The 24,875-nt window shown below is 64.1% G+C and carries 18 protein-coding genes; 9 read left to right on the plus strand and 9 right to left on the minus strand.

Features of this window, described 5'->3' with window-relative positions; all coding sequences use genetic code 11:
• The first annotated feature begins 73 nt into the window (after positions 1–73).
• Entirely contained in the window at positions 74–1,006 is a 933-nt protein-coding gene (locus tag KIH81_RS03540) for an ROK family protein (RefSeq protein ID WP_214304094.1), read from the plus strand.
• Between the two features lie 134 nt (positions 1,007–1,140).
• Here KIH81_RS03540 and KIH81_RS03545 read toward each other — a convergent pair whose 3' ends face one another.
• The gene (locus KIH81_RS03545; RefSeq protein WP_214304095.1) at positions 1,141–2,274 is read right to left on the minus strand and encodes an ROK family transcriptional regulator; all 1,134 of its coding nucleotides are present in this window, start codon (positions 2,272–2,274) and stop codon (positions 1,141–1,143) included.
• A 463-nt stretch (positions 2,275–2,737) separates the two neighbouring features.
• Here KIH81_RS03545 and KIH81_RS03550 point away from each other — a divergent pair, with 463 nt between their 5' ends.
• The 4 genes from KIH81_RS03550 (at position 2,738) to KIH81_RS03565 (ending at position 8,454) form a co-directional block, all read left to right on the plus strand.
• On the plus strand, positions 2,738–4,369 hold the full coding sequence (locus KIH81_RS03550) for an ABC transporter substrate-binding protein (RefSeq protein ID WP_214304096.1): 1,632 nt from the start codon (positions 2,738–2,740) through the stop codon (positions 4,367–4,369).
• A gap of 89 nt (positions 4,370–4,458) precedes the next feature.
• A complete protein-coding gene (locus KIH81_RS03555) occupies positions 4,459–5,550 on the plus strand; it encodes an ABC transporter permease (RefSeq protein ID WP_214304097.1) in 1,092 nt (363 codons plus the stop codon).
• A 1-nt stretch (position 5,551) separates the two neighbouring features.
• Complete coding sequence (locus KIH81_RS03560; RefSeq protein ID WP_214304098.1) at positions 5,552–6,733, plus strand: ABC transporter permease; 1,182 nt, start codon at positions 5,552–5,554, stop codon at positions 6,731–6,733.
• A gap of 2 nt (positions 6,734–6,735) precedes the next feature.
• Positions 6,736–8,454 carry a dipeptide ABC transporter ATP-binding protein gene (locus KIH81_RS03565; protein WP_214304099.1) on the plus strand — a complete coding sequence of 573 codons (1,719 nt, stop codon included), beginning with the start codon at positions 6,736–6,738 and terminating at the stop codon, positions 8,452–8,454.
• Positions 8,455–8,537: 83 nt separating this feature from the next.
• Here KIH81_RS03565 and KIH81_RS03570 read toward each other — a convergent pair whose 3' ends face one another.
• The 4 genes from KIH81_RS03570 to KIH81_RS03585 form a co-directional block, all read right to left on the minus strand.
• The gene (locus KIH81_RS03570) at positions 8,538–9,059 is read right to left on the minus strand and encodes an NUDIX hydrolase (protein ID WP_214304100.1); all 522 of its coding nucleotides are present in this window, start codon (positions 9,057–9,059) and stop codon (positions 8,538–8,540) included.
• 259 nt (positions 9,060–9,318) lie between these two features.
• The gene (locus KIH81_RS03575; protein ID WP_214304101.1) at positions 9,319–10,914 is read right to left on the minus strand and encodes an aminopeptidase P family protein; all 1,596 of its coding nucleotides are present in this window, start codon (positions 10,912–10,914) and stop codon (positions 9,319–9,321) included.
• A gap of 154 nt (positions 10,915–11,068) precedes the next feature.
• Positions 11,069–11,611 carry a macro domain-containing protein gene (locus KIH81_RS03580; protein ID WP_214304102.1) on the minus strand — a complete coding sequence of 181 codons (543 nt, stop codon included), beginning with the start codon at positions 11,609–11,611 and terminating at the stop codon, positions 11,069–11,071.
• A 79-nt stretch (positions 11,612–11,690) separates the two neighbouring features.
• Complete coding sequence (locus KIH81_RS03585) at positions 11,691–12,710, minus strand: hypothetical protein (RefSeq protein ID WP_236029225.1); 1,020 nt, start codon at positions 12,708–12,710, stop codon at positions 11,691–11,693.
• A 939-nt stretch (positions 12,711–13,649) separates the two neighbouring features.
• Between KIH81_RS03585 and KIH81_RS03590 the strand changes: the two genes are divergently transcribed.
• Together KIH81_RS03590 and KIH81_RS03595 are read left to right on the plus strand one after the other, a co-directional pair.
• Entirely contained in the window at positions 13,650–15,260 is a 1,611-nt protein-coding gene (locus tag KIH81_RS03590) for a bifunctional folylpolyglutamate synthase/dihydrofolate synthase (RefSeq protein WP_214304103.1), read from the plus strand.
• Between the two features lie 102 nt (positions 15,261–15,362).
• The gene (locus tag KIH81_RS03595; RefSeq protein ID WP_214304104.1) at positions 15,363–19,103 is read left to right on the plus strand and encodes an AAA family ATPase; all 3,741 of its coding nucleotides are present in this window, start codon (positions 15,363–15,365) and stop codon (positions 19,101–19,103) included.
• A 270-nt stretch (positions 19,104–19,373) separates the two neighbouring features.
• Here the strand turns inward: KIH81_RS03595 and KIH81_RS03600 are convergent, their stop codons facing one another.
• Positions 19,374–20,372, minus strand: a complete 999-nt coding sequence (locus KIH81_RS03600; RefSeq protein WP_214304105.1) for a lipid II:glycine glycyltransferase FemX — start codon at positions 20,370–20,372, stop codon at positions 19,374–19,376.
• 75 nt (positions 20,373–20,447) lie between these two features.
• On the minus strand, positions 20,448–22,001 hold the full coding sequence (locus KIH81_RS03605) for a UDP-N-acetylmuramoyl-L-alanyl-D-glutamate--2,6-diaminopimelate ligase (protein ID WP_214304106.1): 1,554 nt from the start codon (positions 21,999–22,001) through the stop codon (positions 20,448–20,450).
• Positions 22,002–22,270: 269 nt separating this feature from the next.
• On the opposite strand from KIH81_RS03605, the gene KIH81_RS03610 reads away from it, so the two are divergent.
• Positions 22,271–22,981, plus strand: coding sequence for a sigma-70 family RNA polymerase sigma factor (locus KIH81_RS03610; RefSeq protein WP_236029249.1), 711 nt, complete (start codon positions 22,271–22,273; stop codon positions 22,979–22,981).
• On the plus strand, positions 22,978–23,265 hold the full coding sequence (locus tag KIH81_RS03615; protein ID WP_214304107.1) for a hypothetical protein: 288 nt from the start codon (positions 22,978–22,980) through the stop codon (positions 23,263–23,265). Before KIH81_RS03610 ends, KIH81_RS03615 begins: the two co-directional genes overlap by 4 nt.
• A gap of 255 nt (positions 23,266–23,520) precedes the next feature.
• Here KIH81_RS03615 and KIH81_RS12330 read toward each other — a convergent pair whose 3' ends face one another.
• Positions 23,521–23,595 carry a 50S ribosomal protein bL37 gene (locus tag KIH81_RS12330; protein ID WP_003817083.1) on the minus strand — a complete coding sequence of 25 codons (75 nt, stop codon included), beginning with the start codon at positions 23,593–23,595 and terminating at the stop codon, positions 23,521–23,523.
• Between the two features lie 186 nt (positions 23,596–23,781).
• Positions 23,782–24,729, minus strand: a complete 948-nt coding sequence (locus KIH81_RS03620) for an aldose 1-epimerase family protein (protein WP_214304108.1) — start codon at positions 24,727–24,729, stop codon at positions 23,782–23,784.
• Positions 24,730–24,875 lie beyond the last annotated feature (146 nt).

A 24,875-nucleotide genomic window follows, 5' to 3' on the forward strand; every position in this document is an offset into this window, starting at 1 on the left:
AGCGGGAGTGCATGCGTATCCGGCCAACGACGGCCGGGGAACACGGTTGGGAACTTCGGAAAGGCAAGGAAGCATGGGTGAACCAACGCGGAACAACTTACATGAGGGAACATATCGGGTCGGCGTGGATATCGGCGGCACCAAAATCGAGGCCGTGCTGGTGGACGTCGCCGGCGGCGTCGCGGCAAGTCATCGTGTGCCGGCCCGCCGTGGCGCCGGCAACGTGGTCGAGGATGTGACGGCACTGGTGCGCACGGTGGCCGGCGAGCATCTCGGCGAACTCGCCGGCGTGGGCATCGGCACGCCCGGTCAGGTCGATTCCGAGGCCGGCACCGTGTCCCATGTGGTCAATCTCGACATCGACACGCTCGCCCTTGGTCCTGAAGTGGGGGAGCGGCTGGGCGGGATTCCCGTCCGCGTGGAGAACGACGTCAACGCCGCCGCGCTCGGTGCGGCGCAATTGGTGCCGGGTGCCAGGGGCGAGGGAACCGTGGTGTTCCTGAACTTCGGCACCGGTCTGGCCGCCGGGGTCATCGTGGACGGCGTGCTGCAGCATGGCTTCAGCGGAGCGGCGGGGGAGGTCGGCCACATCCCGATCGATCCGAACCGGTTCGCATGCCCGTGCGGTCAGCGAGGCTGCCTGGAGACCGTGTGCTCCGGGGCCTCGGTGCAACGGCTGTGGCCCGCGGACGGCAGGCCCGCCATGCCGGACCTCATCGAACGCGCGCACTGCGAACAGGCCGACGCCGTGCGGGTGCTCGGCATCGTCTCGCACGCGATGGGCGATGCGCTGCAGATCGTGGGCCAGGCGTTCGACCCGCGCGTGATCATCGTGGGCGGAGGCATGGCCAAGACCGGCGAGCCGCTATTGGATGTGATGGGCGACGAGCTGTTCCGCCGCGAGGCCGACTGCCCGTTCCTCAAGGGCCTGCATCTGGCCGACCGCCTGAGGCTCGCCCCCGTGGACCAGCCCATCGGCGCGCTTGGTGCCGCACTGGCGGTGTGAAGACGCTTCACCTGGCTCCCCTCTCTGAGGGGAGCTGTCAGCGAAGCTGACTGAGGGGAGCAATCCTGTAAAGGTGCTCCCCTCAGTCGTCTCCGACGACAGCTCCCCTCAGAGAGGGGAGCCAGAAAATGACATTATCCGTTGATATAGCGGCGGATCACGGCGATGGCGCCGCCGCGCAGGGTGAGGTCGCCGCCGACCTGGCAGCGGCGGATGATGGTGCGCACATGGAACGAGGAGCCGGTGGCGGCGTCGAACCGCTGCTGGGCCGCCTCCAGGAACGTGTTGTTGATGATGTCCGCGGGGCCGGCCACGCATACGTCCGCGATGTCCAGCAATCCCACGGGCATGGCCAGCGCCGAAGCGAACAGGTCGCCGGCCTGGCGGATCACGTCGGCACGGCCCCGCGCGTCATGGTGGCGCATCCGTTCGCGCAACGCATGGGCGGAGATCAGCATCTCTAGGCATCCGCGCTTGCCGCACGGGCATTCGGGGCCGTTCGGATCGATGGCGATGTGACCGATCTCGCCTGCGGCGTGATGGTCGCCGATGACCGGCATGTCATGGATCAGCGTGGCCGTGCCCACGCCCTGGCCGAACGTGGTGAAGATCAGATCGGGTCCGGCCTGGCCGAAGAACCGTTCGGTGAGCATCGCCGCGATGGCGTCGTTGACGATGACCACCGGAAGGTCGAACTGGCGTTCGAGCAGCGGGCCCAATTCCACGTTATGCCAGCCGAGCATCGTGGAATCGCGCACGGTGCCCTCCTGCACCACGCCGGAGACCACGATGCCGATGCCCAGCACGTCGCCGAAGTCCAGGTCGGAGCGCAGCTGGTCGATCAGCTGCACGATGGCGTCGGTCTCGACATGGTTGTCCGGGCCCAACGCGACCTCCATGCAGTCCTGGGGAATGCCGAGCAGATCGGTCACGGCACCCTGGATGAGCTGGGGATGGGACAGATCGATGCTGATGATCTTAAGGCGCGAGGTGTCGATGCCGAGCAACGCGCCGCGCTTGCCCTTGCCGGTGGGATTGGCCGCGTATCCGGTCTCGCACAGAAGCCCCTCGTCCAGCATGTCGGAGATCACGTCGGAGATGGCCACGCGGCTCAGCCCGGTCAGACGGCCCAGGTCGGCGCGGGAACGGCGCTGCGAGGGGAACAGCAGATTGAAGATCAGCGCCCGGTTGGTGCGCCGGATGTCCGCCGGGCTGGCCTTGCCCTGCCGGCCGGTGGCGGTGTCCCCGTGTTCGAAACCCGATGCCATAATGCCTTCCCCGCACGCCTCCGCTGGCGACGAATCCTTCGCTCAACCGTCATCGTTGACGTCCTATTTATCAATACTGTTTTCAGTATAGATGAAAACGGTCACAATAGAAACCTCTGAGCGTTGCAAAATGGCCGTTTTGATTTATGTAACCAACATTAACAATCGTTGGTTGACGAACCGTGCGCGAATGTCGAACGCCCTGGCTGGCCGTCAGTCCGCCAACAGCCCACCGATGTCCGCATAATGGAATACAGACCTATTAATCTCACCATTCGATCACGTGCGCAAAAGACGCCGTCATATCCGCGATACTGCTCAACACCGCATAAACACTGGCCTTCCACGCCACAAGCATCATCCGGCCAGCGTACATGGAAACGCGCGGGTAACAAACCGGCACCATAGTCAGCGGTAATCCATACCACGCAATGGCATGGAACAGTTTAGAGAGAGGATTCTCGTGAATTCCAAGAAGATTCTGGCCGTGGTCGCATCCGCGGCCGCCGTCGTCTCGCTGACCGCCTGCGGCGGCGTGAAGGATGACGGCGGTGCCTCAGCCTCCGGCTCGGACGCCATCACCATCGGCACCACCGACAAGATCACCAGCGTCGACCCCGCCGGCTCCTACGACAACGGCTCCTACGCCGTGCAGATCAATATCTTCCCGTTCCTGTACGCCCAGGACTACAACACTTCCGAGCTGAGCCCGGACATCGCCGCCGACGACGGCACCTGGAACGACGACGGCACCGAGTTCACCGTCAAGCTCAAGGACGGTCTGAAGTTCGCCAACGGCAACGACCTGACAGCCTCCGACGTCAAGTTCTCCTTCGACCGCATCAAGAAGATCAACGACGAGAACGGCCCGAGCTCGCTGCTGGCCAACATCGAGTCCGTCACCGCCAAGGACGACACCACCGTGGTCTTCAAGGATTCCGTGCCCTTCGACGTGACCCTGAAGCAGGTGCTCTCCAGCCCGGCCGGCCCGATCGTGGACGAGGACTCCTTCTCCGCCGACAAGCTGACCGACGCCGACACCATCGTGTCCAAGAACGCTTTCGCCGGCCCGTACAAGCTCACCGCGTTCAAGCTCAACGAGTCCGCCGCCTACGCCAAGAACGACTCCTACCAGGGCCTGACCCCGGCCAAGAACACCGCCGTGCAGGTCAAGTACTTCGCGGACGCCTCCAACCTCAAGCTCGCCGTGCAGCAGGGCCAGGTGGACGTGGCCTACCGCTCCCTGAGCCCGACCGACATCGAGGACCTGTCCAAGGACTCCAAGGTCAAGGTCGTCAAGGGACCGGGCGGTGAGGAGCGCTTCCTCGCCTTCAACTTCAAGATTCAGCCCTATGGCGAATCCCAGCCGGACGCCGACGCCGCCAAGGCCAAGGCCGTGCGCCAGGCAGTCGCCAACCTCATCGACCGCGAGGAGCTGAGCACCAAGGTCTACAAGGGCACCTACACCCCGATGTACTCCTTCATCCCGGACGGTCTGGCCGGCCACGAGGACACGCTGAAGTCCGCCTACGGCGACGGCAACGGCAAGCCCAGCGCCGAGAAGGCCAAGAAGGTGCTCGAGGACGCCGACGTCAAGACCCCGGTCGACCTGAAGCTCCAGTACAACAACGACCATTACGGTTCCTCCTCCGCCGACGAGTACGCGGCCATCAAGACCCAGCTCGAGGAGGGTGGCCTGTTCAAGGTCGACCTGCAGTCCACCGAATGGACGCAGTACAACAAGGAACGCAACGTGACCGACGATTCCGACGGTTCCTACCCGGTCTACCAGCTCGGCTGGTTCCCGGATTACTCCGACCCGGACAACTACCTGTCCCCGTTCTTCCGCGACGGCAACTTCGTCAACAACGCCTACTCCAACAAGGAGGTCAACGACCTCATCGTCAAGCAGGCCGGCGAGAAGGACGCCTCCGCCCGTGAGGAGATCCTCAAGCAGATCCAGAAGCTCGAGACCGAGGACCTCTCCACGATCCCGCTGCTGCAGGGCGCGCAGGTGGCCGTCACCGGCGCGAACGTCAAGGGCGTCACGCTCGATGCCTCGTTCCGCTTCCGCTACGCCTCGGTGACCAAGTAACGTCCACCCGGCAATGATTGGCTCCCCTCCGGAACAAGGAGGGGAGCCAATCCGTCTCAAGACCCGTAATAGAAACAAAGGAGCATCGCGTGTCAGACAACGCCACAGCGGCCTCCGCGACCTCATCGGCGACGAAGAAGCCGAAGAAGAACCGTCTTTCGGGCGGGTTCTTCCGCTTCGTGCTGACGAGGTTCCTGCTGATTATCCCCACCGTCTTCATTCTCGTCACCATCGTGTTCTTCGTGATGCGCGCCACCGGCGACCCCATCTCCGCCGCCTTGGGCGGACGCCTTACCCCGGATGAGCTGCAGCGCCGCATCCACGCCGCCGGCTATGACCGGCCGCTCATCGTGCAGTACATCGACTACCTTGGCGGCCTGCTGCATGGCGATTTGGGCACCACGCTCACCGACAACCAGCCCGTCATCACCATCCTCACCCGCTACGGCGCGGCCACGTTCGAGCTCGCGTTCCTGAGCCTGATCGTCGCGCTCATCGTGGGCATCGGCCTGGGCCGTCTGGCCGCCAAGTACCGCGACCGCGCCGCCGACGCCGGCATCCGCGTGTTCGCCATCCTGTGCTACGCCACCCCGGTGTTCTTCCTCGGCCTCGTGCTGAAGCTCATCTTCGCCGTCTGGCTCAACATCCTGCCGCCGTCCGGACGCTCCGACCTGTCCAGCGAAATGCAGTTCCAGCGGCTCGTCTCGCCCACCGGCTTCTACATCATCGACGCCCTGCAGCTCGGCGACGTGACCGTGCTCGTGGACGTGCTGCGCCACGCGGTGCTCCCGGCCCTCGCCCTGGGCCTGCTGACCGCGGGCGTGTTCATCCGACTCGTGCGCACCAACGTGATCTCCACCTACACCTCCGGCTACGTGGAGGCCGCCCGTTCCCGCGGCGTCTCCGAGAAGCGCCTGCTCGACAAGCACGCCTGGCGTCCGGCCCTCATCCCGATCATCACCGTGATGGGCATGCAGATCGCCATGATGCTGGCCGGTGCGGTGCTCACCGAAACCACGTTCGAATGGAAGGGCCTGGGCTTCATGCTGTCCAACTACCTCAAGGCCCGCGACTTCGTGGCCGTGCAGGGCATCGTGATCCTCATCGCCATCATCGTGGCCGTGGTGAACTTCATCGTGGACGTGATCAGCGCCCTGATCGACCCGAGAGTGAGGTACTGACATGACCGAAAGCACCGCAACCAAAGTCGGCGTGCCCGGCGACGAGCGCCTGAACAACCTCAACGTCAACAAGCCCACCCCATGGTGGGAGAAGATCGCCATCGTGCGCGACCTGAAGATCGCGGTCGGCTGGCAGAAGGGCATGCTCGTCACCGGTCTGGTGATCACCGTGTTCTTCATCCTGCTCGCCCTGTTCGCCCCGCTCATCGCGCCGTACGGCTACGCGCAGATGAAGGACGACTCCGGTGTATCCTTCCCGACCCAGTCCGCACCCAGCGCCGAACACATCTGGGGTACCACTGTGGGCGGTTACGACGTGTTCAGCCGCACCATCTGGGGCGCGCGTACCGCCATCATCGCCATCGTCATCGCCGTGGTCCTCTCCATCTTCGCCGGCGTGTTGCTGGGCCTGGTCTCCGGCTACTTCGGCGGCTGGGTGGACCGTGTGCTCGTGGTGATCGCCGACGCCATCTACTCGTTCCCCTCGCTGCTGCTCGCCATCCTCATGGCCATCATGATCTCCGGCGGCCAGTCCGGCCTGTGGAGTGGCATCCTGGCCTCCGGCATCTCCATCACCGTGGTCTACATCCCGCAGTACTTCCGCACCATCCGCGCCGAAGTGGTGCGCATCAAGAACTCGGCGTACGTCGAATCCGCCAAGGTGGTGGGCGCCTCCACCTGGCGCATCATGACCAAGCACCTGCTCAAGAACTCCACCCGCACCCTGCCGGTGATCCTGACGCTCAACTCCTCCGAGGCCATCCTGACGCTCGCCGGACTGGGCTTCCTGGGCTTTGGCATCGAGCCGACCGCCGCCTCCGAATGGGGCTATGACCTCAACCGTTCGGTCGCGGACGTCACCGCAGGCATCTGGTGGACCGCCGTGTTCCCGGGCCTGGCCATCGTGCTCATCGTGCTCGGCATCACGCTCGTGGGCGAGTCGCTCAACGACCTCGCCGACCCGCGTCTGCGCGCACGCAAGTCCGCGGGCGAGGTGGTCGGCTCCATCGAGGACACCTCCGTTGATCCGAACGAGAAGCCGTCCGCCCGCAACGAAGTGATCGCCGAACTTGATTCGACCCTGAACCCGCCCGCCACCGTCACCGACCATGACCCGGCCATCGTGGCCTCCGAATGGACCGGCGAAGACAGGACGGCCGCGAACGGCGACGGCAAGGAGTGAAGATGACCGAGAACACCAACGAAAACAAGAACCTCGCCGAAATCAAGGACCTGTCCGTTTCCTTCATGACCGACGCCGGCTCCATCAAGGCCGTCGAGGACGTGAATTTCACGATTCCGCGCAAGACCGTGGTCGGCGTGGTGGGCGAGTCCGGTTCCGGCAAATCCGTGACCGCACGCTCCATCATCAAGCTGCTGCCCGAAACCGCCACCACCTCGGGTGCCGTCTACCTGTCCAAGCGTGACGGCTCCGATTCGCTGGACGTGCTTTCGCTCTCCGGCGAGCAGTTGCGCCAGGTGCGCGGCTCCGAGGCCGCCATGGTGTTCCAGGAGCCGAACTCGGTGCTGAACCCGGTCTACACGATCGGCTGGCAGATCGAGGAAGGCCTGCGCGCCCATGGCTTGAAGGACAAGAAGGCCCTGCGTGCCAAGGCCATCGACATCCTGAAGAAGGTTGGCATCCCGGACGCCGAGACCCGTGTGGACTACTACCCGCACCAGTTCTCCGGCGGCCAGAAGCAGCGCATCGTCATCGCCATGGCGCTCGTGCTGAACCCCGGCCTGATCCTCGCCGATGAGCCGACCACCGCGTTGGACGTGACCGTGCAGGCCGAGATCCTCGACCTGTTGCGCCTCGCCCGCGACGAGTTCGACGCCTCCGTGCTCATCATCACCCACAACATGGGCGTGATCGCGGACATCGCCGACCAGGTGGTGGTCATGTACCGCGGCCATGTGGTCGAGCAGGGCACCGTGGAACAGGTCTTCTACCATCCGCAGGACGACTACACCAAGCGGTTGCTGGGTGCCGTGCCGCGCATCGGCCAGAAGCTCGTGGTTCGCGACCGCGAGGGCAAGCCGATCGAGCGCAAGGCCGACTGGCGCGAGCAGCCGGTGGCCGTGGAGGCCAAGGGACTGACCATCACGTACCCCGGCCACCTCATGCAGCCCGACTTCAAGGCCGTGGACGGCATCGACTTCACCATCCACCGCTCCGAAGTGCTGGGACTCGTGGGCGAGTCCGGTTCCGGCAAGTCCACCACGGGCCGTGCCATCGCCGGTCTGCAGAAGGTCTCCGGCGGTTCGCTCAACGTGCTCGGCATCGAGATGAACGGCGTCAAGGAGCGTGATTTCAAGCCCAAGCGCGCGGACATCGGCTTCGTGTTCCAGGATCCGGGATCCTCGTTCAACCCGCTCATGACCATCGCGGAGAACGTGGCCGAGCCGCTGATCGTGCACCGCAAGTACGGTTCCGTGGCCGAGGCCAAGGATTACGTGGGCGACCTGCTGGAGATGGTCCAGCTGCCGCGCGCCTACATGAACCGCTTCCCGCACGAACTCTCCGGCGGTCAGCGACAGCGCGCCTCCCTGGCACGCGGACTCGCGTTGAAGCCCTCGTTGCTCATCGCCGACGAGCCGACGTCGGCCCTGGACGTGTCCGTGCAGGCCAAGGTGCTGGAGCTGTTCAAGCGGCTGCAGGTGGAGATCGGCTTCGCGTGCCTGTTCATCACCCATGACCTTGCTGTGGTGGACATGCTCGCCGACCGCATCATGGTGATGCACAAGGGCAAGATCGTCGAACACGGCGACGCCGACCAGATCATGCAGCGCCCGGAGGATCCGTACACCAAGAAGCTGCTGGCCTCCCTGCCCGTGCCCGACCCGCGCGAACAGCAGATTCACCGTGCCCAGTTGCACGAGCTGCTCGCCGCCGAGGCCTAGACACCTTTCTTGGATCCCCTGACAAGGGAAGCCAAGAAAAACGCTATGCCGTGTGAATCGGCATAGCGTTTTTTCTTTTTGTTTCAGTATTGTTCCCCGTCGAACCGGAAGAACGCATGCGCATCGCCGCGCTTCTTGTTCTCGATGTACCGGCGGAACAGCTCCAACCGTTCCACGGTGCTTGCGGCCAGCGGCTGGGGGAGCGCGTCCAGGTCGAACCAGCCCACGTTGAGGCTCTCCTCGTCGCCCACGAACGGCTCGGCGTTGCCGCCCGGCTTCAGGGCGCACAGGAACGAATGGTCCATGTACATCGTGTTGTCGCCGTTCGCATAGGTGATGACCCTGTCGGACGAGGTGACGGCCACCAGATCGGTGACGATGGCGTCCACGCCTGTCTCCTCCTTGATCTCGCGCACCACCGTGTCCGCGGGCTGCTCGCCCGGCTCGTTGATGCCGTAGACCATCGCCCATTCGCCGGTGTCCGAGCGACGGCCCAGCAGCAACTGGCCGCGGTCATTGAGCACGCAGCCGGTCACGCCGTTGAGCCACAGCAGATCATGGCCGATTTTCTTACGTAGGTCGAGTACAAATTCTGGAGTCGGCATACATGCCTCCTTACAAAGAATGCTTGGCTCCCCTTGTCAGGACATTGCCGTGAAGCAAACAGCAGAGCTGTTTGTAGGCAATGTGCGAGGCGACAGCCGAGCCAATAGGACGCGAACGGAGTTCGTCGTTGGTTACAGGACGAGCTGTCCGCGAAGCGGACTGAGGGGTAGCCAAAGTCGTATCCATCCGCTTGACTACCCCTCAGCCTCACTTCGTTCGGCAGCTCCCCTGACAAGGGGAGCCAAGAAGCATCATCATTTACTTATTGACAGAAGCGCGCTCGGCCATCCACTCTTCGACCTCATCGATCTGCTTCGGGATGCCGGCGGAGATCCATTCGGGTCCGTTCTCGGTCATGAGCACGTCGTCCTCGATGCGGATGCCGATACCGCGGTACTCCGGCGGAATGAGCAGGTCGTCCTCACGGAAGTACAGGCCCGGCTCGATGGTGAAGATCATGCCCGGACGAATCGGCGCGCCCTGATACGCCTCGAAACGAGCCTGCGCGCAATCATGCACGTCCAGGCCCAGATGATGGGCCACGCCGCAGGCCAGCCAACGACGATGCTGCTGGCCCTCGGGGGAGAGGGACTCCTCGACGCTCACCGGCAGCAGGCCCCAGTCGTGCAGACGCTCGGCAATCACGCGCATGCAGGCGTGATGGATGTCGGAATACGTGGCACCCGGCTTGGCTGCCTCGAAACCGGCCTGCTGGGAATCCAGCACGGCCTGGTACAGGCGCTTCTGCAGGTCGGTGAACTTGCCGTTGGTCGGGAAGGTTCGGGTGATGTCCGCCGTGTAGAGGGAATCGACCTCCACGCCGGCGTCCACGAGCAGCATGTCGCCGGTCTTCACCACGCCGGTGTTGCGCATCCAATGCAGGATGGGGGCGTGCGGACCGGAGGCCACGATGGAGTCGTATCCGACGGCGTTGCCCAGCTCGCGGGAGACCGCGTTGAACGCGCCTTCGAGAATGCGCTCGGAACGCGGCTTGTCCAGTGCGGCGGGCAGGGCGGACAGCAGACGGTCGAAGCCCTGCTTGGTGGCGTTCACGGCCTTGCGCATCTCGCCGATTTCATAGGAATCCTTGACCATGCGGGCCTCGGACGTGAACTCGTGCAGCTTGTCGTCCGCGGCGGAGTTCTTGTCGGGATCGGTTGCTCCGTTCGCCTCTCGAATCGACTCGACCAGGGAGGTGATCTGCGGATCGGTCTCGTGCATCACGCGCACACGGACGGCACCGGCCTCGGTGCCGACATCCTTGGATAGAGCATCGGCCAGCTGCGCGATATCGTGCGTTTCGATGCCGGTCATGGCGGTCATTTCCTTGAGTCCGGCGCGCGGGCCGACCCAGTACTCGCCGTAATGCGGGTTCATGAAGAAGTCCGTGGTGGAGTTATCGGCGCGCGGGGCCACGAACAGTTCGGGCGTATGGGTCTGACCGGCCTTGGCCTCGGGGGAGTCCGGGTCGACGGGGTTGAGCACCAGCACGGCACCGGCCTCATAGTCCACGCCGAGACCGGTGTAATAGGCGAAGGCGGTGTCCGGGCGGAACATGTAATCGCAATCGTTGTTGCGTACCTTCGGCTGACCGGCGGGAATCACCAGGCGCTCGCCGGGGAAGGCCTTGCCCAGCGCGGCGATGCGGGCGGGAGTGAACTTGGAGGATTCCAGCGGCGCGATGGCGGGCTCGTCATCGGCCCAGCCGGACTTCATGAACTCCTTGAACGCTTCCGACCTCGGACGCAGCGAACGGTTGTTCACGCGGTCGCTCATGGCCTGATCGCTGCCCGGGGCGCTCGCCTGCTCCTCGGCCTCGTATTCCTTGTCCTTCTCGGTGATGACCTCACCCATTGACACTCCTTGCGAAGAATCCGAAATGTTACCGCTCTCATAGTAGTCCGTCGGGAGGGTTGGGCATACCGTTCTCATGACGGACTGCGACGCGGTGAAGTCTCGATGGAAAGACGGAGGCGGTGGCAGGCCAGACGTCGTAAGAACCGTGGCTTCAACCGAATATGGTGAGGTATACCTCAAAGCCGGCATTTGCGTGGTGGACGGTGACGTTTTTTTCTGCGGGATTTGCGGTATCGGCATCATCCGTGCCATGGGCGGGAACATTGTTGCCATCAAGGAACCTTCGGATCTCGTCTACCGCCACGGCCTGAGCCTCGATCCTCGGATAGCCGTAGATGCCGGCGGAGATGAGCGGGAACGCGATGCTGGCGCAGCCGAGAGATCGCGCGAGTTCCAGCGAATTGCGATAGCAGGCGCGCAGCAGTCGTTCCTCGTCGTGCGAGCCGCCCTGCCAGACGGGTCCGGCGGTATGGATCACATACCTGGCGGACAGGTCGAAGCCTGGCGTGGCCACGGCCTGACCGGTACGAATCGGGGAGAGCCGGTCGCAGGCCTCCTGCATGCGTCGCGCGCCGGCCGCCTGGAAGATCGCTCCGCACACGCCACCGCCCATGAGCAGACGGGTGTTCGCCGCGTTCACGATGACGTCCGTCCTCATCGTGGTGATGTCCCGTCGCACCAATGTCAACGGCATACATGCCTCCCCGGATACGCTGATTGTCCGACATCCTCCACAGTAATCGACGCTGGTCGCGTCATCGGCGCAGTACTCGCTATGAAACGGGATGCGATGTCTCGTCTTCGCCCGATTGACCCTTTCGACTGGCGGTCTGCGGAATTCCCGCACGAAGGAGTTTCATCGTCAACGGAGTGCGTTCCATTGCATCCTCATAAGTGAAATGAACAACTTCGGAAGCGCCGGCACGCTGCAATCCGGCATCCCGTTCGCGTTCCTTGGCGATCATCTCCTGAATGCCGCGGTTGCCGGTCATGGCCGGATCCACATATTTGCGCGTGCCGTCATATTCGGCAACCACGACGCGACCGCCATCGAGTCGCCATACGAAATCGACGCGGTAGTCGGCACCGGTTTGGGGATCCCTGACCGGCACCTGGATACGAGGTGAGGCAAAGCCCTCTTCGATCATCGTTCCCCGTGCGAATGATTCGCCACCGTTCTCGCTTTTCGGGTTGACGTGGCGTAGCAGTCTGAAGATGGGGAGGAAATCGGTACGCATCCGCCCGCATGCGGTGGTTACCTGTTCGACGGTGAGTCCTTTGGCGAACGCCGAATCGAAGATGGGCAATGCGAAGCGAAAATCATATGTTCGCGCGCATTCGATGACCGTGTGCGCCGGGGAGGCCAACAGCAATCCGGTATTCGGATCCTTGGAGGCGGTCGATCGCGCATCCGGCATGTAGATGCGCTTCAGCTGATGGTGCTGTTGTCGTGATCCGTGATTCGTCGTCATGATGGATACCGAGTCATCGTGCAAGCACCATTGATGCTCGAAGCCATAGGCGCACGCCGCCGTAAGGCCGCCGAACACCCATTGCGGATGGGCTAGGCCCAAGGCTTTGGCGATATGCAGGGTGCGTTCGGGAGGTGTCAGATCGTTCCAGTATCCGATTGGCGCATACAGGCTCGGTACGCCCCGATAGGCATGAATGAGTTCGCCTGTTTTGGCTCGACGTTGCATCGCCAACTGTTCGGCGGGAACGCGGGAATAGGCGCATCGTTGTTCGGACTGTGCTTGTTGCAGGAGGGATGCCACGACTTTGTGTGTCTTCATGCCGTCCAGGGTATTGGAGGATTCATCGGGACTGCTTGGCGGACGGAGGTTGTGGTTCCAGCTTATGGGCGATGCCGACTGATACTGGCGAAGACCGGTGATGATGCCGAATCGGCTGGGTCACGCAAAAGGTGGATAGTGATCGTCGTAATCCACAATGGGATGCCGTGTGCGGCCGTTGCGGCACATGATGTCGAACGGATGTCCGACATGGCGATTTGTGTGTTCTGCTATGCGACGTGATTGCGCCGCGGTGTGGTTTTTCGACTGCGCGAGGCAGAGGCCGGGCGTCGGACAGACGTTTGCGACCATAATATGAGCAGGTCGCATCACCGATACGAAGCAGTAGTGCAGGTGACTGGCATGCTGTCTTCGTTGTGCGGATGCCGTTGCCATGAATACGGATCGATGGGATTTGCAGACCGTGATTTGCGGGGCGATTATGCATGCCGCCGATGGAGGAATTTCTCCCCGTGCCCGTATGACTTCGCTGAGTGCGAACCAGGGAAGTCGGGAACAATATAACTGGCTTTGAGACTTCGCTGATGGCGGATGTTGAAGTCGTTCTGCCAGCAGTCCGCGACACGACTTCGCTGGAGCTTGATTCAGCGTGGTTTGCGGTGCAAATGGCGGCAATTCGGCTTCATACAACGCTCTCAGTGAGGCAGGCGAAACAGTTGTTGGTCTTCCGGCTGCGCTCTCGGGAGGTGCGGGGCAATATCCTGCTGAAGGATGCGATATGTCGTTTATGCTAAGCCACGCAATCGCCGTGAGCGAAGCCGTGGAGCCGGTCTTTGGCGGGCTGCCGCCGCGGAGAGGCCTCCGGTGGACCAGCGCAACGGCCGGCTCGGCACCCCGATGGCTAGACTGGTGGAAGTTTGTGTAGAAGCGTATGAGGCCCGCGGAAACCACCGCCGGCCGCGGAGGGAGACAGAGTACATGTCATTCGAGCATCCGAACAGGAACAACGAGACGATCCGGGACGTCGAGCTGGACATCATGAGCCGCCCGCCGGAGCACAACACCACCAACCTCGACCTGGACCGCATGAACCTGATGCTCGACCTGCTGGGCCACCCGGAGCAGTCGTTCCGCGTGATCCACATCACCGGCACCAACGGCAAGGGCTCCACCGCCCGCATGGCCGAGGCCATCTGCCGCGCCTACGGCATGCGCACCGGCCTGTACACCTCGCCGCATCTGGAGAAGGTCAACGAGCGCATCTGCATCGACGGCCAGCAGCTCTCCGACGACGATTTCATCGACATCTGGGACCAGACCAAGGACCTCGTGGCCCTCGTGGACGCCAAGATGGCCGAACAGGGCAAGCCGAAGATGAGCTTCTTCGAGGTCCTCACCGCCATGGCCATCTGGAAGTTCGCCGACGCGCCGGTGGACGTGGCCATCGTGGAGGTCGGTATGGGCGGCGCCTGGGACGCCACCAACGTGCTCAACGCGGACGCCGCCATCATCGGCCCGGTGGACATGGACCACATGCAGTGGCTGGGCGATACGGTCGAGAAGATCGCGGGCGAGAAGGTCGGCATCATCAAGCCCGGCTGCACCGCCGTCATCGGCCCGCAGCCGCATGAGGAGGCCGTGATGCCGATCATCGAGGAGGCTGCTGCACGCAACCACGCCACGCTCGTGCGCGACGGCTACGAGATGACCGTTTCCGACCGCATGGCCGCCGTCGGCGGACAGGTCGCCACGCTCACCACCCCGAACGGCACCTACGAGGGCGTGCCGATCGCCAAGTTCGGCGAACACCAGGCCCACAACGCGCTCGCCGCGCTCGCCGCCGCCGAAGTGGTGATTCCGGTCAACGGTCCGCTGGACGGCGATCTGGTGGCCGAGGCGCTGAGCTCGGTCCGCATCCCCGGCCGCATCGAGCAGATCCGCACCTCGCCTACCATCATCCTGGACGGCGGCCACAACGTGAACGCCGCCGAGGCCCTGTGCAAGGCCATCGAGGAAAGCTACGACTTCAAGCAGCTGGTCGGCGTGGTGGCCATGATGCGCGACAAGCAGGTTGAGGAATACCTCGGTGTGCTGGAGCCGATCCTGAGCTCCGTGGTGGTGACCGAGAATTCCTGGCGCGACCGCGTGATGCCGGCCGACGAGCTGGAGAAGATCGCCGTGGAGGTGTTCGGCCGCGACCGCGTGGTCAAGGAGGCGAATCTGCCGGACGCCATCCAGACCGCCGTCAACATGGTCGACGCCGAGGACGAGCTCGGCGTGGGCTACGGTCACGGCGTGCTCATCTGCGGCAGCTTCGTGACCGCCGGCGACGCGCGCACCATGCTCGCCGAACACGCCAGCCCCACCATGGCGCAGGCCATGAGCATCCACCAGCCCGTGGTCGAACCGGACAACGGCACCCAGGGCGATGCCGATGACAATGCCGATGCAGACGCCGAACAGGACGACGACAAGATCGGCCCCGACGACTTCGACGTGTTCGATGTGCTCGGTCTCGGCAAGCAGAACCAGCGGAACGCCGATTCGGACGACGACCCGTCCGACGAAGGCTCCTCCACGGCCGCATAACCAGCCGACCGCACCGTCCCGACCCCGCACACGATCCGCACGGCCTCCGTCCCGCATCCGCGACGACGGCGGCCACTCCGGTAACGAACGGCCAGACACCCCATGTATCTCAAGGAACTCACCCTCAGAGGCTTCAAATCCTTCGCCTCCGCCACCACGCTGCGCTTTGAGCCGGGCATCACGGCGGTGGTGGGCCCCAACGGTTCGGGCAAGTCGAACATCGTCGACGCCCTGACATGGGTGATGGGCGAGCAGGGCGCCAGGAACCTGCGCGGCTCGTCGATGGAGGACGTGATCTTCGCCGGCACGTCCTCCCGGCCGCCGCTCGGCCGCGCGCAGGTGAGCCTGACCATCGACAACGCCGACCATGCGCTCGACATCGACTACACCGAAGTCACCATCTCCCGCACCATCTTCCGCAACGGCGGCTCGGAATACGCCATCAACGGCAGCCCCTGCCGTCTGCTTGACATCCAGGAACTGCTCAGCGACACAGGCCTCGGCCAGCAGATGCACGTCATCGTGGGACAGGGCAGACTGGACGCCATCCTCCGCGCCGACCCGTCCGGCCACCGCGCGTTCATCGAGGAGGCCGCCGGCATCCTCAAGCATCGCAAGCGCAAGGAACGTGCGCTGCGCAAGCTGGCCAACACCGAATCGAACCTGAACCGGCTGGACGATCTGCTGGGGGAGATCCGCCGTCAGATGGGACCCCTCGGCAGGCAGGCCCGCATCTCCCGCAAGGCGGATGCGATCCAGGTGATCGTCCGCGACGCCCAGGCCCGCCTGTACGCCGAGGACGCGCAACTCTCAATGCGGCGGCGTGAGACGGTCCGTACCGAACTGATCGACGTTCGTACACGACTGGCCGCCGCCCAACGTGAGCTGGCCCGCGTCAAGGTCCGCATCGAACAGGTGGAGTCCATCAACTCCGCATCCAGCCCGGCCATCGCCCGGACCAACCAGCAGTGGCATGATCTCGCCCGGATGCAGGAACGGCTGCGATCGTTGGCACAGCTCGCCGAAGAGCGCGGCAGGTCGCTTGCAAGCCAGATGACGACGAATCTCGGCGAGGATCCGGATGTGCTGCTCGCGCGCGCCGCGGAACTGGACGCCCAGGCCGAAGGCCAGGCCAAGGCCGTGTCCGACGCGCGCCTCGCGTTCGACAAGGCCACCGAGGAGCGAGCCGGCAACGAGAAACAACTGGCCGCCGTACGCCAGACCCTGACCGAACTGCGCCGGACCGTGCAGCAGCGAGACCAGCAAATCGCCCGGTTGCGTGAGCTCATCGCCCGTGAGGAATCGGCCGTCGAACTGGCGGAAAGCCGTCTGAAGGACCATGCCTCGCAGCGAGGAACGCTGATTCGTCAACGCGACGAGGCGCGCGAACAACTGGAGTCGTTGCGCGCCGAAGCCGAATCGCAGGGCGACGATGACGGCGCCGCGCTGGATGACGCCCGCGCGAGGCTTGCCGAATGCCGGGACGCGCTAAACGCGCTCACCGACCGGCAGCGCGACGTGCAATCCCGCATCATCGCCCTCAAGGCCAAGGCCGATGCGCTGAAGGACACATTGGGCAGCCGCAATGCGTCCGGGGCATTGGAGCGTGACCCGGATGTGGACGTGCTGGGTCGTCTCACCGATTTCATCCATGTTGCGGACGGTTGGGAGGAGGCCGTGTCCCACGCGCTCGACCAGTTCGCGGGTGCGATGGTGGTGCCCGGAACCGGCGACATGCTGCATGCGCTGGAACGCGCACGCGAGGACCGGCTCGGCAAGGCTGTGGTGATCACGGTGACGGAGACCGGGGGAGCGGACGATCGGCGGATGAACGATGGTGATTCCGCGGGCTCCGATGCCGCGGCGGCTCCGCTGCGTCCGAACGATGGGGGTTCTTCCACGGCATCGGTCGATGGGTGCCGTCCGTTGACCGAGCTGATCGTCCCCAATCCCGATGCCGCCGATCCCGCGCGGGCCGCGGCGGTCGTGCGCACGGTGCGGCTCCTGCTGTCCGATGTCGCGGCCGCGGATACCGCGGAGGAGGCACAGCGATTGACCGCTTCCGGTCGTGCGGCACGTGCGGTGACCCCGAGCGGGGAGATGTTCGCCTACGGTGTGGCGGCGATGGGCGGCTCCTCGATCGCGCAGTCGGATCTGCTGCTCGCCGCCCGCCGTGACAAGGCGCTGGCCCAGATCAGGCAGCTCAACGCCTCACTCGCCGAACTGGACGCGCAGGTGGTGCCGGCCATGGCCGAATGCGATGAGGCCGCGCGCCTCGTGGATCGGGAATCGGCCAAACGCACCGAAGCCCGGATCCAGGCGCAGCAGGCCGAACGGGCGCTGGCCACGGCGAACGATCGCATGGCCGCCATAGCCAGACAGCTCAAACAGCTGGATGCCGCGGCCGCCTCCCTCGAAGACGATAGGGATTCGCACCGGCTCAAACTCGCCGATCTCAATCAGGCATTGGCGGACACGCGGTCGTCCACCGCGGATCATGCCGACTTCGACACGCTGGACGAGCGTGAGCGTTCGCTGGAACAGGCGCTGAACCGGACCCGTGAACGCGAGGTCGCGGCGAAAATCGCCTGGAACGACGCCAATCGCAAGGCCAATTCGCTGAACCGGCAGGCCGGATTGCTCCGGGACAACGCCAAGGAGGCGTCCGCAAGGCGGGCCCGTCTTGAAGCGGCGAACGAACGGCGCCGTGCCGAAGCCGCCCGTCTGCAGGGCGTGGCCGATGACGCGCGCGCGGTGGCCGCGCTGGTCGCCCGCTCGTTGGAGGCGGTGGCCGCGGAACGCGATCGTTTGCAGTCGGAAGTGTCAGGGCATGACGCGGAACTGAAGACCTTGCGCGCACGCCGGGATGCCATCGAACCGGATGTCACCGATCTGACCGCGCGCGAACACGCCTTGGACGTCAACCGCGAGAGGCTGGCCTCCGAAGCCGGTCAGCTCACCCAGAAGATCGCCGACGAGCTTGGCCTCGGCTTGGAGGAGCTGGTACGTGACTACGGGCCGGACCAGCCGGTGCCGGTGCTGGACGACAACGGCGAACCCATGCCGTTGGACGACGGGGAGGAGGCCCCTGCCGAACCGGATGCCGTTGAAACCGCCGTCGATTCGGGCCGGGGAATCGTTTCACAGTACCGGACCGTGCCGTACGACCGTGCGGAGCAGCGCAGGCGGCTGGACAAGGCCCGCCACGACCTTGCGGCGCTGGGCAAGGTCAACCCGCTGGCCACCGAGGAATTCGAGGCGTTGCAGGAACGCAACAAATATCTCAACGACCAGCGCGACGACGTGGCCAAATCGCGTGACGATCTGATGACGCTGATCCGTGACCTCGATTCCACGATGGTCGAGGTGTTCCGCTCCGCGTTCGAGGACACGGCCAAGGCCTTCGAGCAGGTGTTCGCCACATTGTTCCCCGGCGGCACGGGACGGTTGCGTCTGGAACGCCCGGATGATCTGCTCACCACCGGCGTGCTGGTGGAGGCGAGCCCCGCGGGCAAGCGTGTCAAACAGCTGAGCCTGCTGTCCGGCGGCGAACGTTCGCTGACCGCGTTGGCGTTGCTGTTCGCGATCTTCACGGCGCGACCGAGCCCGTTCTACGTGATGGACGAGGTCGAGGCCGCGCTGGACGACGTGAACCTGACACGCCTGATCAATGCGCTCGAGGAACTGCGCGAGCACGCCCAGCTCATCATCATCACCCACCAGCAACGCACGATGTCCATCGCCGACGCGCTCTACGGCGTCACGATGCGCGCCGACGGCGTGACCGCGGTGATCAGCCAGAAGCTCAGGGAAAAGCAAAAGGCTCTGTTAAACCAAGATTGACATGAATCCATGTCTGACTACCCCTCAGTCGGCTTCGCCGACAGCTCGTCCTGCAACCAACGACGAACTCCGTTCGCGTCCTATTGGCTCGGCTGTCGCCTCGCACATTGCCTACAAACAGCTCTGCTGTTTGCTTCACGGCGATGTCCTGACAAGGGGAGCCGAGAATAAGGGCCATGTCAATCTTGGTTTAACAGGGCCATAGCAAAAGGGAACCGGCCGAAAGCCGATTCCCTTTTTGTCGAATTAGCGGGCTAAATGCGCAACGCCCTACTTCCGCAGCGCCTTGCGCACGCTCTGCAGGGTCTGCAACGCCCAGTAGAACGCCTTCTTGACCGGCACGTCGCGGGCCGGGGCCACGGGCGTCACCTCTTCGGTGAACTTGGTCTTGAACTCGTTGAGGCCCTTGAGGGACGGCGCGAAACCGGAACCGATGCCCATGAGGTCGTAGTCGGTGATGCCCTGGGCGCCCAGAATGCAGCACTCGGAGTAGAGCAGCTTGTCCGTCACATGCAAACGCATGACCTCGTTGCGCATGCCGGCGTAGTAGCGCACGGCGCGCGTGCCGTTCACGGTCACGATGGACCATGCCACCACGCGGCCCTCGATACGCGCGGCGAACACGCGGCAATGATCCGCGCCCAGCGCCTTGATCATGTCGGAGTAGTCGCTCATCGGGGCCGGACGGAAGCCGTCGCGCTTGCCGGTCTCGACCATCACATCGTAGTATTCGGCGAAATCGGCAAGCGCCTGCTGTGTCTCGTCCGCCACCTCGGCCGGGCACTCGCGCAGCGACTTGCGCACGTCGCGACGGCCGCGGCGCTTCATACGGCCCATGATCGCATCGTCGCCGCCGGTCACGTCGATGACCACGGTGAAATCGTACGGCACGGTGGACAGCACCTTGTGCGTGCCGCCGGTGTACCAGGTGTCGATGCGCAGGAACGCCACCTTCGTGTCGGTCTTCCTGACCATGGCCACGATGGCGTCGATCACCTCGCGCTCCTCGGCCTCGCTCGGCTTGGACACCCACGCCGGGCCGTGCATCGAACGCAGGTAATGGTAGCCATGCGTCTCGAAGTCGATGAACGAGATCACGGCGATGAGCTTGCCGTCGCGCTTGACGAGGTAGTCGCCCCACGGCGTGCGCCCCTCGATGTCCGCCTGGAACGCCGACCACACCTTGGTCTGTTCGATCGGCAGCGCGATGCTCGCCTTCGCCGCCTCGGCCTCCAGCGTCTGTCCGTCAACCTTCTCCAACGTAATCATTGAACTGTATGCCTTTTCCTTCTGACTTGCCTGATTACTCGAATCGTCGTCGCCTGAATCGTCCGTTATCGGGCCTCACAGGCCGAACATGCGCTCGACCACGCGGTCGTCGCCCTCGAACGGTACATGCTTGTTGTGCTCCTTGATCCAACGCTCGTCGCCCTTGCCGATGATGAGCAGGATGTTGAAGCGGCCGGCGTGGGCGCGCGCGTCGTACACGGCGTTCATGATGGCCGTCGGACGGTCGGAGATCACCGTGGAGGCCACGTCCTTGTTCGTGATGTAGCCCTGCATCTCCATGCAGATGTCGATGAACGGTTCGGTGTCCGTATCCTCGGCCGTGAAGATGAAGTTCGCGATGCGGTCCTGCGCCGCCTCGACGATCTCCTTGCGGCGGTCGTACGCCTTGTTGCCGGCCGAACCGGTGACCAGCGTGATGTGCGGGTGCTCATCGCCCCAACGTTCGTACACGAAATCAAGCAGCGCGGTCACGGACGCGAAGTTGTGCGCGTAGTCCACGATCGCCAGCGTGTTCGACTGCGGGTCGCGGAACTGCTCCATACGGCCGGCGATGCGCACCGGCTCGATGGCATGCAACGGCTTGGTGTCCTCCAGGGACACGCCGGCCGCATGCGCGATGGCGATGGCCGCCGCGGCGTTGAGATAGTTGAAGTCGCCATCGATGGACAGGTGGAAGTCGCCCAGCTCGACGTCGTTCGCGGTGATGCGGAACGTGGAGTGCGTGGCGTCCATAGGACGGGCGGTCACGTTCGCCCCGGTACCCTGGTCGTCCGCGTCATGCAGGGCGAACGTGGTGACCGGAATGCTGGCGAGGGCCGCATCCTGGCGAATCAGGTCCGCGTGCATGCTGTCCGCGCCCAGGACCAGCGTCTTCGCGTTGGCCACGATCTGGCGCTTGCAGTACAGGTAGTCCTCGAACGTGGGGTGTTCGATGGGGCTGATGTGGTCGGGGGAGATGTTGAGGAACGCCGCCACGTCGAAGGTGAGCCCGTAGACGCGGTCCACCTTGTACGCCTGGGAGGAGACCTCCATGACCAGGTACTTCATGCCGTTATCCGCGGCCTCGCGCATCATGCGGAAGGCGTCCATCGATTCGGGCGTGGTCAGGTCGGACTCCACGTAGGTGTGGCCGTCGAGACAGTTGTCCACGGAGGAGAACAGCGCCGCCTTGCCGCCGGACACCGCGTTGAGCAGCGCCTGCGTGAAATACGTGGTGGTGGTCTTGCCCTTGGTGCCGGTGATGCCGATCACCGTCAGCTCGTCCTGCGGGCGGCCGTAGAACGCCGCGGACAGCAGGCTCATCGCCTTGCGCGAGTCGGTGACGATGAGGCCGGGGGCGTCGGTCACCGAGGAATAGTCGGTCTCGGCCATGTACGCCTGGAGACCCTTGGCGTCGATGCCCTCCAGGTATTCGGCCTTGAAGCGGCCCTTGCAGCACAGAAGCGTGCCGGGCGTCACCTTGCGGGTATCGTACGTGATCGCCGCGAACGGGTTGTCGGCGGCGTCAATCCGCGTGGCGTCATCGGTCCATACATCGTTCTTGATGATCTCGCGCAGCAGATGGTGTTCCCTGAGCAGTGCGGCGGCGGAAGCCAAAGTCAAAGCCATAAATCGTTCTCCCTGTTGTTAGCCGATTAGCCATTCTACAAGGAGGCTGTATCGTGGCGTGGCTCACACGTCATCGGCCACGATATGGGCACATGATTTGGCTAGAATGGGCAACCGTGACGACAAGCGAAGCGATCGAGCAGTCCGGTGCAACCGGCGGATTGGGGCAGGAAACGGCATCTGCGGCGGAGGGCGTGGACCCTCGGACCGCGGGACCGGCGGCGGGCGAATCCGTGGCCGCCAAGCGCGCCCGGTTCGAACGGCTCGCCATGCCCGCCGTCAATGCGCTGTACCGTCAGGCGATGAAGCTGACGAACAACCCCGACGACGCTCAGGATCTGGTGCAGGACACGTTCGAACGCGGGTTCAAGGCCTTCGACTCCTTCCAGGAGGGATCCAACTTCGAGGCGTGGATGACCACCATCGAACGCAACGCCTATTTCAACCAGTACGCCAAAGCCAAGCGTCGTCCGCAGCGCGCCAACGACTCGACTGGCGAATACGACGACTGGGATATCTACGATGCCGCCGAGCACACGTCGGACGGTCTCAAATCCGCGGAGGAGGAGTATCTGGACGCCTTCGCCCCCGAGGAGATCATGGCCGCGCTCGCCAAGCTTTCCCCGGAACGCCGCCAGGTGTTCATCGACGCGGCGATCGACGGCAAGTCATACCAGCAGGTGGCGGACGAGCAGGGCGTGAAGATCGGCACGGTGATGAGCCGGCTGAACCGCGCGCGCACGCAGCTGAAGCGTGAGCTGGCGTCCTATGCGCGCGAACGCGGGTACCTGCCGGCCGTGGACAAAGACAAGGGCGTGGACGATTCCGGCCGACCGGCCTCGCGGGTGGGTTCACCATCCGCGAAGTCCGGCGAAACCGGGCGTGGAACGGCCGAACGAGTCCATAATGGAAATGGTAATGATGAGGCGGCTTCCGGCAGGGGAGTCGCGTATACCCGTATGGGGGAGGAGAGGCGATGAACAATCAGATCGAGCGGACTCGTCATATCTCCATCACCCGTACCGGGGCGGACGGTTCGGTCAGCCAGACCGAAGTGCATATCACGGAGATTTCCGGCATGTCCGATGTCGCCGATGCGGCAGTCTCCGGTGATGGCTGTTTCGATCCGTCCAGCTGTTGCAGCGCGCGCGAACAGGCGATGATCGCCTCGTTGCGTGCCTATCTGCGGCCTGATGTGGCACCGGAGTGCTTGATGGCCAAGCTCAAGGCCACGCTGGACCACTGTTGCGGCGACGGCAAGTAGGTCTCTTTCTATGGCTTAGCGGTTGACCGCTGGCTGGCCGGGGTATGCGGTTCCCGACACACTCAAGGCCGTTCGGCCAAGCCTACGGTCTGGAACCGCATACCCCGGCCAGCCACCTCCGTTCCGTTGGATGGTTCCGCTTGTGAACCGGCCCGTAGAAGTCGATGTCAGGCGGTGTTGCGGAATGGGCCGAATACGAAGAAACCCACCTGATTGCTCAGGTGGGTTTTCACGTTTTGTCAAACGCTGCCAGGATCAGGCGTTCGGGCGCTTGCCGTGGTTGGCGGCCTTCTTACGACGATCCTTGCGCTTACGTCCGCGCATGCCCATGATGGACTCCTTTGCTAAGTAAAAAATAAGCCTTCGGAATTATGCCACATTCTCCGGACCGGATGCAACACGGCAGTCGGAAAGCCGGCCCGCCCGGCGATTCGTGACCATCCCGAAGGCTTCGTCGGCCCCGAAAGCGGCTCCTCTGCAATCGCGTGAGAGGAGTCGGGGAGCAAGGAACCGGACTCAGTGCTGCTCGGCCTTGATGAACAGCTTGGTGGTGCTGGAGGCGCCGGGCTTGAGCACGATGAGGTCGTTGCCGGTGTTGAAGGCGTTGGCGTACGCGGTCTGCGGCTCCACAGCGGTGCCGGCCGGGTGCTGGAATGCCGGGAAGCCGGTGCCGGTGCACACCTGGAAGGAGGTGATGGTCTCGTCGCCGCCGACCTTGATGACCAGGCCATCGGGGCGCGTGAACGTGGCGGTCACGCTGCCGTCCTCGTCGTGGCGGAGGTCGGTCCAGGCGTCGTCGAACGGCTGGTTGACCAGCAGCGGATTGTCGTTGAGGTCGTACTTGGTGCCGGCGACCGGCTCGGTGCCGGTGGGGATGAGGTTCTCGTCCACGGTCACGTGCGTGTCGGCCGGCACGGTCAGATGGCACTGGGCGTTGTGGCCGTCGATCTCGTCGCCGTAGCCGTTGAAGCCGTTGTCGAGCCACGGGTGGATGGCCAGGGCCCACGGGGCGTCCACGTCGCCGTCGTTCTGGGCGGTCACGGTGATGTGCAGGCCGTCCTCAGCCAGCTCGTGGATGGCGGTCACGGTCACGTCGAACGGGTAGCCCAGCAGGAACGGGGCGCGCCAGGACTGCGTCACGGAGGTCTCGGTCAGGGATTCCAGCTTCCAGAAGGAGCGGTAGCCGTAGCCGTGGATGGCGGTGTTGCGGTCGTGCTCGTCGATGGGCAGCGTGTAGGTCTTGCCCTCGAACTCGTAGGTGCCGCCGGCGATGCGGTTGGGGAACGGCACCAGCAGCTGGCCATGGCAGCAGGTCACCGGGTCGTCTGGGCCCAGCGGCACGATCACGTTCTTGCCCTGGTAGGTCACCTTGCGCATGGTGGCGCCCAGTTCGGTGATCACGGCGGCGTAATCACCATAGGAAATGCTGTACTGCTGACCGGTGCGCGGCGTCTTGTTCGTCATAGAATCACTCCCGTAGTGAGATGTGTGTGGACCGGTAACCGATTGTTACCGCTAACGGACAAGTCTAGCGTGTCCGCGGCGCGACCGTGCGGTGCGTTCATTCCGTTTCGGCAACAATCCCGGCACCGCCGGACCATGCCTTACAC

The sequence above is a fragment of the Bifidobacterium miconisargentati genome (genome assembly GCF_019331675.1).
Classification (GTDB): domain Bacteria; phylum Actinomycetota; class Actinomycetes; order Actinomycetales; family Bifidobacteriaceae; genus Bifidobacterium; species Bifidobacterium miconisargentati.